This window comes from Lentzea sp. NPDC004789 (assembly GCF_053601075.1).
This window is the reverse complement of sequence record NZ_JBSGBE010000006.1, coordinates 259,470-277,130: the sequence shown is the minus strand read 5'-3', so window position 1 is coordinate 277,130 and position 17,661 is coordinate 259,470. Positions and strand designations below refer to the sequence as shown.

Sequence of the window (17,661 nt, the reverse complement as noted above, 5' to 3'; positions counted from 1 at the left end):
ATCGGCGAACGTCATCAGGCGGAGGTGTCCACGTGACTGCCCAGGAACGACAGCTGACCACACTGACGCAGCGGGAGGACCGCGGGCTGCCCGCCCGGCTCGCGCTGTCCGCCGCGGCGACCGACCGTGGTGCGCAGATGCGCACCGACGAGTTCGACGGCTGGCTCGCCGAACGTGCCGACGCGTACTCGTTCGAGGTCAGCCAGATCCCCTTCCAGGAGATGAAGGGCTGGTTGTTCAACACCGAGACGGGCAACCTGGTCCACCAGAGCGGCAAGTTCTTCAGCGTGGAGGGACTGCGGGTGCGGTCGAAGGACGACCAGTTCCCCGTCTGGCACCAGCCGATCATGAACCAGCCCGAGGTCGGCATCCTCGGCATCCTGGTCAAGGAGTTCGACGGCGTCCTGCACTGCCTGATGCAGGCCAAGATGGAGCCGGGCAACCCCGGCCTGCTGCAGCTCTCGCCGACCGTGCAGGCGACCAAGAGCAACTACAGCCAGGTGCACAAGGGCTCGCCGGTGCGCTACCTCGACTACTTCGCGGGCAGGCAGGGCACCCGCGTGATCCTGGACGTCCTGCAGTCCGAGTGCGGTGCGTGGTTCTACCGCAAGCGCAACCGCAACATGGTCGTGGAGATCGAGGGCGACATCGAGGTCGGCGACGACTTCTGCTGGCTGACCCTCGGTCAGGTCAACGAGCTCGTCAAGCGGGACAACGTGGTGAACATGCCGGCCAGGTCGGTGCTGTCGTGCCTGCCGCAACCCGAACAGGACCACACCGCGCAGCCCGACGCGTTCCGCGCCGCCCTTGCCGCGTCCCGCGACCCGGACAAGGGCGCGCTGCACGCCAACAGCGAGGTGCTGAGCTGGTTCACCGTCGAGCGCTCCACCTACGACCTCGACATCACCCGCGTGCCGCTCTACGACGTGCCGAACTGGCAGCGCACCGACAAGGAGATCGCTCGCGAGGACGGCAGGTTCTTCCGGGTCATCGGCATCGACGTGAAGGCGGGCAGCCGTGAGGTCACCGGCTGGAGCCAGCCGCTGTTCCAGCCGCACGGCGTGGGCATCGCCGCGTTCGTCGTCCGCGAGTTCGGCGGGGTGCTGCACGTGCTGGCGCAGGCACGGATGGAGGGCGGCTTCATCGACGTGATCGAGCTGGGCCCGACCGTGCAGTGCGTGCCGTGGAACTACCAGCACGCCAAGGCGCCGCTGTTCCTGGACACCGTGCTGCAGGCGGACAAGTCCAAGATCCGGTACGAGGCGGTGCACGCCGAGGAGGGCGGCCGGTTCTACGAGGCCGAGACCCGTTACCTCGTCGTGGAGGCGGACGGCGAGATCGCCGCCGACCCGCCTCCCGGCTACGCGTGGCTGACCGTCGGCCAGATGACGGACCTGCTGCGGCACGGCCAGTACGTCAACTCCCAGGCGCGCACGCTGATCGCCTGCGTCAACGCGATCGGCTGACCGTGCCGCGCATCGGGGTGCTGGGGTGTGCGGACATCGCACGGCGGCGGATGCTGCCCGCGTTCGCGGCGTCGGACGCCGTCGAGGTGGTGGTCGTCGCGAGCCGTGACCTGGCGAAGGCGAAGGCGGCCGCGGAGCCCTACGGCTGTGCCGCGGTCGCCGGGTACGAGGCGGTGCTGGAACGGTCCGATGTGGACGCCGTGTACGTCCCGCTGCCCGTGGCGCTGCACGCGGAGTGGGTCGAACGTGCGTTGCTGGCCGGAAAGCACGTCCTCGCCGAGAAGCCGTTGACCGGTGATCTCGCCTCGACGGTCCGGCTGACCGAGCTGGCGGCGGAGAAGGGCCTGGTGCTGCGGGAGAACTTCATGTTCTCCTTCCACCGCCAGCACGCCGAGGCGCTCACGCTGCTGGAAGGCGAGCTCGTCGGGCTCACCGCCGCGTTCACCGTGCCGCCGCGCCCCGCCGGCGACTTCCGGCACCGGCGCGACCTGGGCGGTGGGGCGTTGCTCGATCTCGGCGTGTACCCGTTGCGCACCGCACAACTGTTCCTGGGCAACGAGCTTGAGGTCGTCGGCGCACGGCTGCGCGTCGACGAGAAGCTCGGTGTCGACGTGGCGGGCGCGGTGCTGCTGGCCCGTCCGGACGGCGTCACCGCGCAGCTCACGTTCGGCATGGAGCACTCCTACCGCAGCTGCTACGAGCTGTGGGGGAGTGCGGGCGCGGTCGCTGTGGACCGTGCCTTCGCACCACCGGCCGACCTCGCGCCTCCCGCCCGGCTCACCGGCCGCGACGGCGTGCGGCAGGTCGTGCTCGCGCCGGACGACCAGTACGGCAACGCGGTCGAGTCCTTCGCGGCCGCCGTGCACGCCCCGGGCGAGCAAGAACGAGCCGCCGATCCGGTGGCCCTGGCCAGGTTGCTGGACGACGTCCGTCGCGCCGCCGATCCCGAAAGGATCCCCCAACCATGATCGCTCGCAGGACACTCGCGCTCCCGGACGGCTTCCGGCCGGAGTCGCTCGCGATCGGCACCGAACCCGTCGCGTACTTCGGCTCGCTGGAGGACGGCGCGATCCACTCGGTGGACCTGCGCGACGGCACCGGGCGCACGGTCAGCGCCGGCGGCGGAGGCCAGGCGGGAGGGTTGCAGCTCGACCGCAGGGGCAGGCTGTTCGTCGCGGGCTGTTTCCGCGGTGACGCCAAGGTGGTCGACGCGGAGACCGGTGAGCTGCTCGCCTCCTACCAGCTGGCGCGCACACATCCCACCGTGGTCGCCGACGTGATCCTCACCGACGACGCCGCGTGGTTCACCGACTCGTTCAACCCCGTGCTCTACCGTCTCCCGATCGGGCCGGACGGGGAGCTTCCCGGTGCGGACGCCGTCGAGACGCTCACCCTCTCCGGCGATCTCGTCTACACCGACGGCTTCAACATCTGCGGCATCACGACCACTCCGGACGGCTCGGGGCTGCTCGTGGTCCAGGCCAGCACCGGCGGGCTGTTCAGGGTCGACCCGGCGACCGGGGTCACCACGAGGGTCGACCTCGCGGGAGCCGTTCTCCCCAGCGGTGACGGGATGCTGCGCTCCGGCATGACGCTCTACGTGACCCTCGGCATGGACAACACCATGGTCGTCGTGCAACTCGATCCCAGCGGCGGCAAGGGCGTGGTGGTGGAGCGGATTTCGTTGCACGAGTTCGACATCCCGACCGCCGTCGCCGCGTACGACGACCACCTCGTGGTCGTCAACTCCCGCATCACCACGGAAGCGACGCCGACGACGCCCTACACCGCGGTGGTGTTCCCGCGCGGGTAGCCGGTGTCCGGCGAGGAGCCCCCGCCCCACCCGGCGGGGGCTCCTCGCTGTGCGCGCTCTTTCGCAGTTCAAGACAGTCGCGAGTGGACTCCGGTGACATTGGGACGAATCTCTTCTCAGTGCCGCGTCGCCGTACCGAAAGGTGATCCACCGTGTCCGAGACAACCGAGACAACCAAGGCGCCACCCAAGCTCCCGTCCCTGCACGGCATGCGTTTCGTCGCGGCGCTGCTCGTGTTCGCGTTCCACGGCGCGATCTCGTTCGTCTTCTCCGACCAGACCGTGGGCGGCATCTACATCTGGCTCACCAGCGGTGCGTCGGCCGCCGTCTCGTTCTTCTTCGTGCTCAGCGGTTTCGTGCTGACCTGGTCCTACCGGCCGAACGACACGACGCCGAGGTTCCTGCGCCGCAGGCTCATGCGCATCGTGCCCGTGCACGTCGTGACGTGGACGATCGCGATCGTCTCGCTGATCGCGTTCGGCGCGCAGGTCGGGATCTGGCAGTCGCTCGCGAACCTCTTCCTGGTGCAGGCCTGGATCCCCGACAACTCCTTCCTGGACAGCGCGAACGGCGTGAGCTGGTCGCTGTCGGTCGATCTGCTCTACTACCTGACGTTCCCCGCGCTGATCTTCCTGGCCCGCAGGATCAGGGAGAACCGCCTGTGGCTGGCCGTGATCGCCACGGTCGCACTGGTGATCCTGATGCCGCTGGTGTCGAAGACGTTCCTGCCCAGCACGCCGCAGTGGATCTGGGGCCCTGGCGCGTCGTGGACGCAGATCTGGTTCGTCTACCTGTTCCCGCCGGTGCGGCTGCTCGAGTTCTTCGTCGGCATGCTGCTCGCGCGGATCGTGATGACCGGGCGCTGGATCGGCTTCCCGTTGGTCGGCGCGATGGTGCTGACGATCGTCGGGTACGCGCTCACCACGTTGTCCCCGTGGAGCTTCCTGTACAACTACGCGGCTTCGATGATCATCCCGATCGCGCTGCTCGTGCCCGCCGCGGCGGCCGCGGACATCAAGGGGCGCAAGACGTGGGTCAACGGGAAGAAGATGTTCTTCCTGGGAGACCTGACGTTCAGCTTCTACCTGGTGCACGACCTGGTGCTGAAGAACGCGCACCGGGCCTTCGGGGTGCAACCCGGTCCGTACGGCGGGCTCGCCGGGCCCACCTGGAGCACGCCGGTCGCGGTGTTGTTCCTGGCGGGCGCGTTCCTCGTCTCGCTCGGGGTCGCCTACCTGACGTTCCGCTTCGTCGAGCAGCCGGCGATGGTGCGGTGGTCGGCCGGCGCGGCGGAGAAGCGGGAACGGGCGGCGGCCAGAGCGGCCAAGGCCGCCCAGGCCGAGGAACAGCTCGTGTCCTGACGCCGGTGCCTGTTCAGCGCACACGAATCGGGCCGCCTCACGAGAACTCTCGGGAGGCGGCCCGGCTCACGTTCCCTCAGACGGTCGTGAAGACCTCGTCGTAGTCCAGCCTCGGCAGCCGCGGGTAGTAGGCGTCCTCGGCCGGGTTGCCGATGACCATCACGCAGACCGCGTGGTGCTTGCCGTCGCCGAAGAACTCCTTGTTGACACCCTCGACGTCGAACCCCGCCATGGGGCCCGCACCGAGGCCGGCGGCCCGCACGCCGACGATGAAGTAGCCCAGCTGCAGCGTCGCGCTGCTCACCGCGTGCGGCACCCGGTCGTCGCGCTGGGCGAAGAAGATGTCCTTCGCCTGCGGGAAGTGCGGGAACAGGCGGGGCAGTTCCTCGTGGAAGTCGAGGTCGGCGGCGACGATGGCGACGAGCGGCGCGGTGGCCGTCTTCTCCTTGTTGGTGTCGATCATCTGCCGGACCAGGCGCTCGCGAGCGTCGTCCGACCGGACGAGTACAACACGCAGTGCCTGCATGTTCATGGAGGTCGGTGCGTACTTGATCAGGTCGTAGATCGTCTTGATCGCCTCGTCCGACACCGGCTCGTCGGTGAACCTGTGGGCCGAGTGCGCCTCGCGGAAGAGAATGTCCTGGGCTGCTGAATCGATCGCGAGATTGGCCATCGCGGTCCCTCTCAGTTCTGAATCGTGGACAGACGTCAGTCCGTCAGGTTTTCGCGCCCACGATCCAGCCGGCCTCTCGAGCGGTGCTAGAGCGGGAATCGGGCCGTCTCGGCTCGAGCGCGGTTCGAGTGCGGAGGGTGACCCTCAGGTGGCAGACAACTGTCTTCATGCGGCCAGCCGCACAGAGGAGATTCACATGACCACGACCGAAGCCAGGCAGGTGACGTCGCGGGAGGCGACTCCCGCCGGCGACCGAGCCCGTTGGTTCGCGCTCGTCACGTTGCTCGTGGCGGTGTTCATGGACATGCTCGACGGCAACGTCGTCAGCGTGGCCATTCCGTCGATCCAGCGAACACTGAGTGCGAGCTACTCCTCCATCCAGTGGATCTCGGCGGGCTACGTGCTCGCGTTCGCCCTGATGCTGATCACCGGCGGCAGGCTCGGCGACATCTACGGCCGCAAGCGGATCTTCCAGACCGGTGTGGTCGGCTTCGTGGTGGCGTCACTGCTGTGCGGCATCGCCGTGAACCCCGAGGTGCTGATCGCCTCGCGCCTGTTGCAGGGTGCGATGGCGGGTCTGATGGTGCCCCAGGTCCTCTCGATCATCCACGTCACGTTCAGCTCCGGTGAGCGCGGCAAGGTGTTCGCCATCTACGGCATCATCGGTGGTCTCGCGGCCACCGTCGCGCCGCTGATCGGCGGCGTGGTCGTGCAGGCCGACCTGTTCGGGCTCGGCTGGCGCCCGGTGTTCCTGATGAACGTCCCGATCGGCGTCCTGGGCCTGGTCGCGGGGTGGAAGTACATCACCGAGTCCAGGGGTGAGAAGAAGACCAAGCTCGACGTGCTCGGCGTCGTGCTCGCCATGGGCTTCGTCGTCACCCTGCTCTACCCGCTCACGCTCGGCCACGAGCTCGGCTGGCCCGCGTGGACGTTCTGGTCCCTCGGCGCGTCCGCGGTGCTGCTCGTCGCGTTCATCGCGTTCGAGCGCGCCAAGGAGCGCAAGGACGACGCGCCGCTCGTCCCGCTCGGCCTGTTCAAGGCGCGCAGCTTCGCCGCCGGCAACGCGCTGCAGCTCGGCCTGTTCATGTTCACCGGTGCGTTCTTCCTCGCCTGGTACCTGTTCATGCAGATGGGCCTGGGCTGGACGGCGCTGCACGCCGGTCTGACCGCGCTCGGGTTCTGCGTCGGCGCGTTCATCACCTCGGGCATGTCGGTGACGGTGCTGGTGCAGAAGTTCGGCCGGACGGTGCTGCAGATCGGCGCCGTGGTGGCCGCGGCCGGCCTCGGCGTCTTCCTCCTGGTGCTCGGCCCGGAGGTCAGCACCTGGCAGATGCTGATGCCGCTGGCGATCATCGGTCTCGGCTTCGGCCTGGTGGCCCCGCCCATCACGGTCTTCGCGCTGACCGACGTCCCGCACGAGCACGCGGGGTCGGCCTCCGGTGTCATCAACACGATGCAGCAGCTCGGCCTCGCGTTCGGCATCGCGCTGGTGTCGTTCGTCTTCCTCACCCCGCTCGACTCGGCCACCGGCACCACGGCCGAGAAGTTCGCGACGGCGTTCCAGCCCGCGCTGTACAGCACGCTCGGACTGGTCGCGGTGATCCTCCTGCTCACGTTCGCGCTGCCCAAGCGCGCCGCCGAGGAGCAGCTGGAGACCCCGGCCGTCTGATCGGTGCCCACTCGGTGGAAGGCCTGGCGTCCCAGGCCTTCCACCGATCCGTCGTTCGCGCACGTGAAGAGGAGCCATGAAGATCTTGTTCCTGGCCGGTGGAAGCCCGGCGACAGTGTTCGCGCTCGCTCCGCTCGCGCAGACCGCGCGCAACGCGGGCCACGAGGTCTTCATGGCCTCCAGTGAGGAAATGCTCCCCTACGTCGCCGGCGCCGGCCTGCCCGCCGTGCCCGTCACCGACGTCACCCCGCCGGAGTGGATGTTCACCGACCGCGACGGCAGCAAGCTCGCGCTGCCGCACGAGCCCGTCGAGGAGATGCGGTTCGCCGGCCGCGGCTTCGCCCGCCTCGGCGTGCACAGCCTGCCGAGACTGACCGCGCTCGTCGAGGCGTGGCGGCCCGATCTGGTCGTGGCCGGCATGCTGTCCTACGCGGCGGGCCTGATCTGCACGCGGTACGGCATCCCGTTCGTCCGGCACGCGTGGGACCCGGCCGCACCGACCGAAATGGACTTCGGCGCGAACCAGGTGCTGCGCCCGGAACTCGACGAGCTCGGGCTCGACGCGTTGCCGGAACCCGACCTGTGGATCGACATCTGCCCGCCGAGCCTGCGGCCGCCGGACTCGGTGCCCGCGCAGATGATGCGCTGGATCCCCGGCAACCAGCAGAAGCGGCTGGAACCGTGGATGTACACCAGGTCCGGCAAGCGCCGCGTCGCCATCACCGCCGGCAGCCAGGCGGGTGGCAAGGTCGCCCGCGGCCAGTACGGCGGGCTGCTGCGCGAGATGTACGAGAACCTGAAGTCCGTCGACGCCGAGATCGTCGTCGCCGCACCGGAGTCGATCGCCGCCGACCTGCGCGACGAGCTGCCGGGCGTGCGCATCGGCTGGATCCCGCTCGACGTGCTGGCACCCACCTGCGACGTGATCGTCAGCCACGGCGGTGGCGTGACGAGCATGACCGCGACCAACGCCGGCGTGCCGCAGCTGCTGGTGCCGACCCTGATGCACACCGTCGCCCCGGCCGAGCGCTGGACCGACTACGGCGCGGCGCTGACGATCCCCCGCGGCGAGGACACGCCGGAACGGTGCGCGGAGGCCGTTCGCGAGCTGCTGACCAACCCCTCGTACCGGTTGAAGTCGCAGGAGCTCGCCAGGGAGATCCACGCGCTGCCGTTGCCGATCGAGGTGCTCACTCTGCTGGAGAAGCTGGTCGCCGGGGGAGGAAGGGCATGAGCGCCGAGGTGCGACCGTTCCGCGTGGAGACGCCGGAGGAAGCGCTGCAGGACCTGCGCGACCGGCTCGCCCGCACGCGGTGGCCGGAGGCGGAGACCGTCGGTGACTGGTCGCAGGGCGTGCCGCTCTCCTACGCCAAGGAGCTCTGCGAGTACTGGCTGCACAAGTACGACTGGCGGGCCACCGAGGCGAGGCTGAACTCGTTCCCCCAGTACCGCACCGACTTCGACGGCCTCGGCATCCACTTCATCCACGTCCGCTCGAAGCACGAGCACGCGCTGCCGTTGCTGATCACCCACGGCTGGCCGGGTTCGGTCGTCGAGCAGCTCGACGTCATCGACGCGCTGGCCGACCCCGACGACCCGGCGGACGCGTTCCACGTCGTCGTGCCGTCACTGCCCGGCTACGGTTTCAGCGAACGACCCGTCACCACCGGCTGGGACATCCCGAAGATCGCCGACACGTGGGCCGAACTGATGACCCGGCTCGGCTACGACAGGTTCGCGGCGCACGGCGGCGACTGGGGTTCGTACACGACGGCGACCCTCGCGATCCGCCACCCGGAACGCCTGACCGGCATCCACCTCACCATGCCGGTGGCACCGAAGCCGGAGGAGCCCGTCGAGCTGGACGAGGCGGACCAGGCCAGGCTCGGCGTCGCGTACTCGATGTGGCAGAACGGCTCCGGCTACGCCGCGATCCAGTCGACCCGCCCGCAGACCCTCGGCTACGGCCTCGCGGACTCGCCCGCCGCGCAGGCGGCCTGGGTGGCGGAGAAGTTCTGGGAGTGGGCGGACCACGACGGCGACCTGGACCAGGCGATCCCGCGGGACCGCCTGCTCGACTCGGTCACCGGCCACTGGCTGGCGGGCACCGGGGCGTCGTCCGCGCGGTTGTACTGGGAGAGCTACCAGAAGGTGCCGGTCGACCAGGTCCACGTGCCGACGGGCTGCTCGATCTTCCCGAAGAACTCCTGGGTGCCCCGCGCGTGGTGCGAGAAGCGCTTCACCGACCTGCGGTACTGGCGCGACCTGGCCGAAGGCGGCCACTTCCCGGCCGTCGAACAGCCGGGCGTGCTGATCGACGAACTGCGCGAGTTCTTCCGGGAGCTGCGTTAGATTTCCGGGCTGAACCTCTGGAAGGATTCCACCGCATGAACGTGGCCACGGCACGGTTGAGCGCCCGCACGCTCAACCGTGCTCTGCTGTCCCGGCAGTACCTCCTGCGCAGGCACGACCTCCCCGAACGGGACGTGGTCGAGCACCTGGTGGGCATGCACGCGCAGATCCCGATCGGCCCCTACGTCGGCCTGTGGTCGAGGCTGGCCGGGTATCGGCCGGAACGACTGTCCACAATGGTCGCCGAACGTGAGCTGGTGCGCACGGCCCTGATGCGGTCGACGATCCACCTGGTGACGCCGGACGACTGCATGACGCTGCGCCCGCTGATGAAACAGGTGCTGGACCGGGACCTCTACACGAACTCGAGCCATGGTGCGGTCGTCAAGGGCCTCGACCTGGACGCGGTCGTCGCGGCCGGGCTGAAGCTGCTGGACGAGCAACCGCGGACGCCCGCCGATCTCGGCCGGGCCCTGCACGAGCAATGGCCGGACCGCAAACCGGACACGCTGGCCTACGCCGTCCGCAACCTGGCCGCACTGGTGCAGATCCCGCCTCGCGGCACCTGGGGCGGCACGAGCCGCACGATCCACGCGTCCGCGACCACGTGGCTGGGCAGGCCGCTCGACCCCGCGCCGTCGGTGGAGACGATGATCCGCCGCTACCTGGCCGCGTTCGGGCCGGCGAGCGTCAACGACGTCCAGGCCTGGTGCGGCCTGACGAAGCTGAACGAGGTCGTCGACCGCATCCGGCCGACCCTGCGGGTGTACCTGGACGAGAACGGCAAGGAGCTGTTCGACGTCCCGGAAGGCGAGCTGCCCGACGCCGGGGTGGCCGCTCCGCCGAGGTATCTGCCGGAGTTCGACAACGTGCTGCTCTCGCACGCCAACAGGGAGCGGATCATCCCGGAGGGCTGGTCGTTCGCCGAGTGGTGCCGCCGGTACGGCCTGATGATGACGGTGCGCGGCGGCGTGTTGCGCGGCAACCTCCTCATCGGCGGCCTGCTGCAGGGCATCTGGCGGGTGGACAAGGAGAAGAAGTCCTACACGCTCGTGGCCGAGCCGTTCACCAAGGTGTCCAAGAAGGACTCCGGGGTGCTGGAGAAGGAAGGCCGCGCCCTGCTGGAGTTCGCCTTCCCGAAGGGCGAGTCCTTCGACGTGCGGATCCTGCCGAACCGCTGAAACGACAGAGGGGCGCCCGGACCGGGCGCCCCTCTGTCGTTTCTCCACTAGAGCCGGATCACGGTGGTACCGCTGTACTTCCGGTTCAGCAACGCGACGAAGGTCTCCGGCAGCGCGGCGACCCCGCCCTCGACGACGGTGTGCGGGAACGAGATCTTCCCCTCGCTCAGCCACTGCCCGAACTGCTTGTTCCAGCCGTCGAGCTGATCCGGCGTGTGGTAGCACGCGAACGGCCGCAGCTGCAGCTGCTTCGGAATCGCGGCCAGCAGGTTCAACCGGGGCTGGGCTCCGTCGCCGACCCCGAGCTGCCCGGACAGCGCACCGCACAACGCGAACCGGGCGAACGGTGCGGCCAGCAGCACCGCGGCCTCGAACTGCTCGCCGCCCACGTTGTCGAAGAACACCGTGATGCCTTCCGGCGCCAGCGCCGCGAGCTGCTCGATCACCGGGCCGTCGTGGTAGTCGAACGCGGCGTCGAAGCCGAGCTCGTTCACCAGGTAGTCGCACTTGGCCTTGCTGCCGGCGCTGCCGATGACCTTCTTGGCGCCGCGGGCCTTGGCGATCAGCCCCGCCAGCGACCCGACACCGGAACTGGCCCCGGAGACGAACACGACGTCGCCCTCACCCACGCCGGCCATGTCCGCCATGCCGAGCCACGCGGTCGGCCCGTTCGACAGGAAGTACTCGGGGGACGGCAGCTGGCCGCGGTCGCGCCGGAGGAACGACTCGGCGGGCCCGGTGGCGTACTCGCGCCAGCCGTAGAAGTTCTCCACCAGGTCACCGACGGCCAGCGCCGGGCTGTTGGACTTCACCACGGTGCCGACCATGCGGCCCCACATCGGCTCGCCGATCTTGAACGTGGGCAGGGGTACGGTGGTGTCCTGCACCAGCAGCTCGCGGGCCCCGGTGCCGAGCGACTGCCACTCGTTGCGCACCAGGACCTCGCCGTCGCCGGGTTCGGCCACCGCGGCGTCGATCACGGTGAAGTCGTCCGCGCGGACGTCACCGTCCGGATAGGACACGAGCCGCACTTCCTTGCCCGTCGCCGGAATCGTGTAGTCGGTCATCGGAGATCTCCTTGAACGGTCACCAGGTGACGGGAAGTGAGAGCACGGTGTGGTTGACATCGCCTTGCTGCCATTGCAGTGACGACTCCGGCACGGCGAGGCGCAGACCGGGGAAGCGGCGGACCAGGCCGGTCAGGGCGACCTGCAGCTCGGTGCGCGCGAGCTGCGCGCCCAGGCAGCGGTGGATGCCGTGGCCGAACGCGACGTGGCTGCGTGCCTCGCGGGTCACGTCGACGCGGTCGGGGTCGGGGAAGACCGTCTCGTCGTGGTTGGCCGACGTGAGTCCGAAAAGGACCAACGCCCCCTCCGGGATCACGGTGCCGCCGATCTCGACGTCCTCGGTGGCGATGCGCGGGAAGCCCGTCGTGTCGGTGCCGAAGAGGTTCACCACGCGCAGCAGCTCGTCGACCGCGCCGGGGATCAGTTCCGGCCGCTCGCACAGCAGCTCCCACTGGTCGGGGAAGTGCTCGACCAGTGCCAGCACGGAGTTCGCGATCTGGCTCGCGGAGGAGTCGAAACCCGCGCCCAGCAACGTGAAGCCGAACACGACGAGCTCCTGCTCGGTGAGCTGGTCGTCCTCGTCGCGCGCGGTGATCAGCGCCGACAGCAGGTCGTCGGCCGGGTTCTCCCGCTTGGCCTCGATGAGCTCGGCGATGTACTGGCTCAGCCGGGCGATGCCCTCCTGGATCTGCTCCGGCGGTCCGCCGACGGCGGCGAACTGCCTGGCCCAGCCGTGGAACCGGCCGCGGTCCGCCGCGGGCACGCCCAGCAGGTCGCAGATGACCGTGAGCGGCAACGGGGTGGTGAGCGTCGCGACCAGGTCCGCCGGCCGCTCGCCCGCCTCGAGGTCGTCGAGCAGGCTCTCGACGACCTTCTCGATGTGCGGGCGCATCTCCTCGATGCGGTGCGCGGTGAAGACCTTCATCACGAGCCTGCGCAACCTGCTGTGCACCGGCGGGTCCGTCGAGATGATCATCTCCGGCGGCACGAGCGACATGCCGGGGAACGGTTCGACGCCGCGGTGGAACGTCTCGGCGCGGCTGAAGCGCGGGTCCGTCGACGCCGCCTTCACGTCCTCGTACCGCGTCACGAGCCAGACCTGCCTGCCGTCGGGCAGCGCGACCGGCGCCACCGGGCACTCGGCGCGCATCCGCGCGTATTCGGGGTCAGGGCCGAGGTAGGTCGAACCGGGGAACGGGAACGTGAGTGCCACCTCTGGAGCGACCAACTCGAACACCTCCGGGATTTCTTGCCGGCGTTGATCCGCACGTGGCCGGCGGGCGCACGGCGCGTTCCGAAGCCTCGTCACACGCTCTCGAAGCGACCTCGTCCGCCACTCGAACGCGTCCGGTCGTCTTCGAGCAGTGTTCCGGCTCACTTCCAGGCAGCGGTGGAAATCTCGCGTTACCCGACCAGGAGGACAAGCCATGACCACAGGTGCCGCCGTGTCAGGCACAGAGGCCGAGGAGACGTTTCCCTACAAGCGTCAGTGCCCGTTCACTCCTCCCGCGCAGTACGAGAAGATGATCGAGGAAGACGTTTCGCAGGTGACGTTGACGGGGTCGGGCCTGAGGATCTGGACGATCACCGGCTACCACACGATCCGCACGATCCTCACGGATCCGCGGATCAGCGCGTCCCGCAAGCACGACAACTTCCCGTTCTACTTCATCGCGCCGCCGGAGTTCCGCACGGAGACGTCGTTCATCGGCTACGACGCGCCCGAGCACACGACGACCCGACGCAAGGCGGCGGTGACGTTCACCAACCGCCAGGTGAAGCGGTTGCGGCCGCGCATCGTGGAGATCGTCAACGACCACATCGACAAGCTTCTCGAGAAGGGGCCCGTGGTCGACTTCCACCACGAGTTCTCGCTCCCGGTGCCGATGACGGTGATCTGCGAGTTGCTCGGCATCCCGCACGACGAGCACGACTTCTTCATCAAGCACGGCACCTGCCTGCTCGGCGGGCACAGCACGCCGGAGCAGCGGCAGGCGGCCATCGTCGAGGTGAACGCCTACGTCAACGACCTGATCGCGATCAAGGAACGCGAGCCGGGTGACGACCTGCTCAGCCGGGCGATGGCCGAGTACGCGGCGTCGGGCGAGGAGTACACCAAGCGCGACCTGTTCAACATGATCCGCCTGCTGATGAACGGCGGCCACGAGACCACCGCGAGCATGCTCTCGCTCGGCACCGCGTGCCTGCTGGAGAACCCGGACCAGCTGAAGCTGCTGCTGGACGACCCGGAGGGCATGATCGACCCGGCGGTCGAGGAACTGGTCCGCATCGCGACCATCGGTGACACCGCGATCCCGCGCGTCGCGCTCGAGGACATCGAGATCGCCGGCAAGGTGATCCGCAAGGGCGACGGCATCCTGTGCCTGGGTCTCGCGGGCAACCGCGACCCGGAGGTCTTCCCGGAGCCGGACAAGCTGATCCTCGAACGCGGCACCCGCAAGCACCTCGGGTTCGGCTACGGCCTGCACCACTGCATCGGCGCCGACCTCGCGCGGCTGGAGATGCAGATCGTGTGGACGACGCTGTTCCAGCGCATCCCGAGCCTGCGTCTCGCGAAGCCGTTCAACGAGATCCCGCGCAAGGAAGGCGCAGTCATCTACGGCCTGTGGGAGCTCCCGGTCACCTGGGACGCATGAGAAGGGGGCCAACATGGCCAAGATCACCTACATCCAGCCCGACGGAACCTCGGCGATCGTCGACGTCAAGGACGGCGACTCGGTGATGCGCGGCGCCAAGCTGAACGGCGTGCCCGGCATCGTCGCCGAGTGCGGCGGGGGAGCGTCCTGCGGCACCTGCCACGTCTACATCGACAAGGACAACACCAAGCCGTTGTCCGCCATGCACGCGGTCGAGGACGAGTTGCTGTACTGCACGGCCAGCCCGCGTCTGGACAACAGCAGGCTCAGCTGCCAGATCCCGGTGTCCGACGACGTCGACGGGCTCGTGGTGCACGTGCCCGAGAAGCAGATTTAGGAGAAGAGCATGACCGCCTTCGTCACGGGCGCCACGAGCGGTATCGGCCTCGCCGTCGCGCAGTCCCTCGCCGCGCAGGGCAAACCGGTGTTCGTCGTCTCGCGCAACCAGGAGAACGTGTCCTCGACGGTGAAGCAGCTGCGCGAGGACGGCTACCAGGCCGACGGCGCGGCGTGCGACGTGAAGTCCACAGAGGACGTTCGGGCCGCCGTCGCCAAGGCCGTGGCGTGCTTCGGCCGCATCGACGTCCTCGTCAACAACGCGGGACGTGGTGGAGGCGGTGAGACCGCGGCGCTGGACGAGAACCTCTGGCTCGACGTCGTCGAGACGAACCTCAACAGCGTTTTCCGCGTCACCAAGGAGGTGTTGAGCACCGGCGAGATGCTCAAGGGCTCGTGGGGGCGGATCATCAACATCGCGTCCACCGGAGGCAAGCAGGGCGTCGTGCTCGCCGCGCCGTACTCGGCGTCCAAGCACGGCGTCATCGGCTTCACCAAGGCGGTCGGCCTGGAGCTCGCGAAGACCGGCATCACGGTCAACGCGGTGTGCCCGGGTTACGTCGAGACGCCGATGGCGAGCCGGGTCCGCCAGGGGTACGCCGACTACTGGGGCGTGACCGAGCAGGACGTGCAGGAGAAGTTCAACGCGAAGATCCCGCTGGGCCGCTACTCCACGCCGGAGGAGGTCGCCGGGCTCGTGTCCTACCTGGTGACCGACACCGCGTCCTCCATCACCGCACAGGCGCTCAACGTGTGCGGCGGGCTGGGGAACTACTGAGATGGCCGCCGAGTCGTCAGTGGTCGTCGTCGGTGCCGGCCACGCGGGAGGTCAGGTGGCGGTGGCCCTGCGCGAGCAGGGGCACCGCGGCCCGATCACGGTCGTCGGTGCCGAATCCGTCGCGCCGTACCAGCGTCCTGGGCTGACGAAGGCGTATCTGGCCGGCAAGACCGACGTCGAGGGACTCCTGCTGCGCGAGGAGTCCTACTACCAGGCCAACGACGTCGAACTGGTGCTGGACGATCCCGTCGCCGTGATCGACCGGGCCGCGCGCGTCGTCGTGCTGAGCTCCGGCCGCACGCTGGGGTTCGGTGATCTGGTGCTCGCCACCGGAGCCGCCCCGCGCACGCTGCCCGGCACGTTCTCGTTGCGCACCATCGCCGACGTCGACGCCGTGCGGGCGCGCCTGGACGGACCTTCGCGGGTCGTCGTCATCGGTGCCGGGTTCATCGGGCTGGAATTCGCCGCAGTGGCGAACGAACAGGGCCACGACGTCACGGTCGTGGAAGCGTTGCCGCGCGCAATGGCGCGCGCGGTCACCCCGTTCACCGCGGCCCACGTCGTCTCCGTGCACGAGCGGTCCGGCGTCCGGATCGTGCTCGGCACGCAGGTGAAGTCCGTGCGCCCCGGCGTGGTCGAGCTCGGCGACGGCACCCTGCTGCCCGCGGACCTCGTCGTCGCGGGCATCGGCGTCGTCCCGAACACGGAGCTCGCCGCCGGAGCCGGGCTGACCGTGGACGACGGCATCGTGGTCGACGCGCACCTGCGCACCGACGACCCGTCGATCTACGCGATCGGCGACTGCGCGCGGTTCTCCAGTCCGCGCGCCGGCGGCCGCATCCGGCTGGAGTCCGTGCAGAACGCCACCGACCAGGCCACCTGCGTCGCGGCGTCGATCATGGGTTCGGCCGAGCCGTACACCGGCCTGCCGTGGTTCTGGAGCGACCAGTACGCGGTGCGGCTGCAGATCGCCGGGCTCGTCGACGGTCACGACCACACCGTCGTCACCGGTGATCCGGAAGGCGGGCGGTTCTCCGTCTTCTGCTTCCGCGGTGACCGGCTGCTCGGCGTGGAGGCGGTCAACAAGCCCGCCGACTACATGATGGCCCGGCGGCTGCTTTCCGCTGACGGCAACATTTCCCCCGACGTCGTCGCTTCTCCCGGCTTCGACCTCCGCACGTACGTGCAGGGCGGCGCCGCTGCCGCCTGACCCCGCAACGACTTCGGCCCCCTCGCTGATCGAGGGGGCCGAAGTCGTTGCGGGGGAACCTCAACTCACCCAGGACGGTCGCCCGGTGATCTCCACGACCGCGCAGCCCCAGCTGTAGCCGGCGCCGACGCCGATCAGCACGACCCGGTGACCGGGCCGGGCCCGGCCGGTGTCCACGAGGTGCCCGAGCCCGGCGAACTGGTCGCCCGCGCCCAGATGACCGACGGTCCGGCTCCACTCCCACGTCGTGCGCGCCGGGTCGATGTCGTAGGGCCGCAGGTAGTTCACGTCGAGCCGGCGGCGCCCGAAGTGGGGGAGCACGACCCAGTCGGCGTCGCCCATCTTCATGTCCGCGTCGGCGAGCGCTTCCTCGATGGCCACCTTCTGGCCCGCGTTGGCCTTGTTGATGCCGTGGGACAGCCCGTACTGCCTGCTGAACGTGTGCTTGGCCGCCTCGAAGTCCACCGGCATGCGGTGCGTGAACGGGGCAGGCCCGAACGGCTCGTCGCCGCGGTGCAGCGGTTCCAGGTCGGAGTCGGCGTGCACGGCCAGCGACAGCAGCCGCGCGTAGCCGCCGCGGCGGGACAGCACGATCGCGGTCGCACCGTCCGCATAGGGCGTTCCGGGGTCGGTGCGCCACCGGTCGATGCCGGGCAGGCAGAACCGGTCCGCGGTCGTCAGCAAGGCGTCCGCACGGCCCTGGCGCGACGTCAGGTACGACACCGCGAGGTCGAGCGCCGCCATGCCACCGTTGGACATCTGGCGGATCTCCAGGGCCAGACAGCCGTTGCGCACGGTCTCCCGCTGGAGGTACGACGCGACCGGCCACAGGTCCTGGCCCTGGTGGTAGGTGTCGGCGTGCAGGATCAGGTCGACGTCCTCCGACGTCGATCCCGCCCGCCCCAAGGCCATCCGCGCGGCCGAGACCGCCATCTCCGCGGCGGACTCCTCCGGTGACACCGCGACCGACACCACGTCGGTGCGGGCGACCAGCTTCGGCTCGCACTCGCCGGAAGCGATCGCGTCGGCCACCGACAACGTCGACGGCAGCCGGATCCCGTTGCCGCGCACGTACACGTTTTCGTTGATTCGCACCGG

At 69.2% G+C, this 17,661-nt stretch carries 16 protein-coding genes; 12 read left to right on the top strand and 4 right to left on the bottom strand.

Translation table 11 applies throughout. The annotated features are described in order from the left end of the window. Positions 1 to 32 precede the first annotated feature (32 nt). The 4 genes from ACWEIJ_RS16515 (at position 33) to ACWEIJ_RS16500 (ending at position 4,640) form a co-directional block, all read left to right on the top strand. Positions 33 to 1,466 (top strand): NDP-hexose 2,3-dehydratase family protein, encoded by a 1,434-nt coding sequence (locus tag ACWEIJ_RS16515; protein ID WP_449838012.1) that lies wholly within the window; start codon positions 33 to 35, stop codon positions 1,464 to 1,466. A gap of 2 nt (positions 1,467 to 1,468) precedes the next feature. Beyond that, complete coding sequence (locus tag ACWEIJ_RS16510) at positions 1,469 to 2,434, top strand: Gfo/Idh/MocA family protein (RefSeq protein ID WP_449838011.1); 966 nt, start codon at positions 1,469 to 1,471, stop codon at positions 2,432 to 2,434. Next, positions 2,431 to 3,279 (top strand): superoxide dismutase, encoded by an 849-nt coding sequence (locus ACWEIJ_RS16505; protein WP_449838010.1) that lies wholly within the window; start codon positions 2,431 to 2,433, stop codon positions 3,277 to 3,279. Before ACWEIJ_RS16510 ends, ACWEIJ_RS16505 begins: the two co-directional genes overlap by 4 nt. Before the next feature lie 152 nt (positions 3,280 to 3,431). Further along, entirely contained in the window at positions 3,432 to 4,640 is a 1,209-nt protein-coding gene (locus ACWEIJ_RS16500) for an acyltransferase family protein (RefSeq protein WP_449838009.1), read from the top strand. A gap of 76 nt (positions 4,641 to 4,716) precedes the next feature. Here ACWEIJ_RS16500 and ACWEIJ_RS16495 read toward each other — a convergent pair whose 3' ends face one another. Further along, a complete protein-coding gene (locus ACWEIJ_RS16495; RefSeq protein WP_449838008.1) occupies positions 4,717 to 5,313 on the bottom strand; it encodes a malonic semialdehyde reductase in 597 nt (198 codons plus the stop codon). A gap of 196 nt (positions 5,314 to 5,509) precedes the next feature. Here ACWEIJ_RS16495 and ACWEIJ_RS16490 point away from each other — a divergent pair, with 196 nt between their 5' ends. The 4 genes from ACWEIJ_RS16490 to ACWEIJ_RS16475 all read left to right on the top strand — a co-directional run bounded on the left by ACWEIJ_RS16490 (position 5,510) and on the right by ACWEIJ_RS16475 (position 10,515). Then, a complete protein-coding gene (locus ACWEIJ_RS16490; protein ID WP_449838007.1) occupies positions 5,510 to 6,982 on the top strand; it encodes an MFS transporter in 1,473 nt (490 codons plus the stop codon). A 76-nt stretch (positions 6,983 to 7,058) separates the two neighbouring features. After that, positions 7,059 to 8,216: a nucleotide disphospho-sugar-binding domain-containing protein gene (locus tag ACWEIJ_RS16485; RefSeq protein WP_449838006.1), complete on the top strand. Its 1,158-nt coding sequence runs from the start codon at positions 7,059 to 7,061 to the stop codon at positions 8,214 to 8,216. Next, the gene (locus tag ACWEIJ_RS16480; protein ID WP_449838005.1) at positions 8,213 to 9,334 is read left to right on the top strand and encodes an epoxide hydrolase family protein; all 1,122 of its coding nucleotides are present in this window, start codon (positions 8,213 to 8,215) and stop codon (positions 9,332 to 9,334) included. The genes ACWEIJ_RS16485 and ACWEIJ_RS16480 overlap by 4 nt, the downstream gene beginning before the upstream one ends. A gap of 35 nt (positions 9,335 to 9,369) precedes the next feature. Further along, positions 9,370 to 10,515 carry a winged helix DNA-binding domain-containing protein gene (locus ACWEIJ_RS16475; RefSeq protein ID WP_449838004.1) on the top strand — a complete coding sequence of 382 codons (1,146 nt, stop codon included), beginning with the start codon at positions 9,370 to 9,372 and terminating at the stop codon, positions 10,513 to 10,515. A 47-nt stretch (positions 10,516 to 10,562) separates the two neighbouring features. On the opposite strand, the gene ACWEIJ_RS16470 is transcribed toward ACWEIJ_RS16475, so the two are convergent. Together ACWEIJ_RS16470 and ACWEIJ_RS16465 are read right to left on the bottom strand one after the other, a co-directional pair. Further along, the gene (locus ACWEIJ_RS16470; protein ID WP_449838003.1) at positions 10,563 to 11,582 is read right to left on the bottom strand and encodes an MDR family NADP-dependent oxidoreductase; all 1,020 of its coding nucleotides are present in this window, start codon (positions 11,580 to 11,582) and stop codon (positions 10,563 to 10,565) included. Between the two features lie 19 nt (positions 11,583 to 11,601). Next, on the bottom strand, positions 11,602 to 12,810 hold the full coding sequence (locus ACWEIJ_RS16465; RefSeq protein WP_449838002.1) for a cytochrome P450: 1,209 nt from the start codon (positions 12,808 to 12,810) through the stop codon (positions 11,602 to 11,604). Positions 12,811 to 13,027: 217 nt separating this feature from the next. Here ACWEIJ_RS16465 and ACWEIJ_RS16460 point away from each other — a divergent pair, with 217 nt between their 5' ends. The 4 genes from ACWEIJ_RS16460 to ACWEIJ_RS16445 are packed head-to-tail and all read left to right on the top strand — an operon-like array spanning position 13,028 to position 16,563. After that, positions 13,028 to 14,239 carry a cytochrome P450 gene (locus ACWEIJ_RS16460; protein ID WP_449838001.1) on the top strand — a complete coding sequence of 404 codons (1,212 nt, stop codon included), beginning with the start codon at positions 13,028 to 13,030 and terminating at the stop codon, positions 14,237 to 14,239. 13 nt (positions 14,240 to 14,252) lie between these two features. Then, positions 14,253 to 14,576: a 2Fe-2S iron-sulfur cluster-binding protein gene (locus tag ACWEIJ_RS16455; RefSeq protein ID WP_449838000.1), complete on the top strand. Its 324-nt coding sequence runs from the start codon at positions 14,253 to 14,255 to the stop codon at positions 14,574 to 14,576. A gap of 9 nt (positions 14,577 to 14,585) precedes the next feature. Next, positions 14,586 to 15,353: an SDR family NAD(P)-dependent oxidoreductase gene (locus ACWEIJ_RS16450; protein ID WP_449837999.1), complete on the top strand. Its 768-nt coding sequence runs from the start codon at positions 14,586 to 14,588 to the stop codon at positions 15,351 to 15,353. A gap of 1 nt (position 15,354) precedes the next feature. Further along, a complete protein-coding gene (locus ACWEIJ_RS16445; RefSeq protein ID WP_449837998.1) occupies positions 15,355 to 16,563 on the top strand; it encodes an NAD(P)/FAD-dependent oxidoreductase in 1,209 nt (402 codons plus the stop codon). 60 nt (positions 16,564 to 16,623) lie between these two features. Here ACWEIJ_RS16445 and ACWEIJ_RS16440 read toward each other — a convergent pair whose 3' ends face one another. Continuing rightward, positions 16,624 to 17,658, bottom strand: coding sequence for a ketoacyl-ACP synthase III family protein (locus ACWEIJ_RS16440; protein WP_449837997.1), 1,035 nt, complete (start codon positions 17,656 to 17,658; stop codon positions 16,624 to 16,626). Positions 17,659 to 17,661 lie beyond the last annotated feature (3 nt).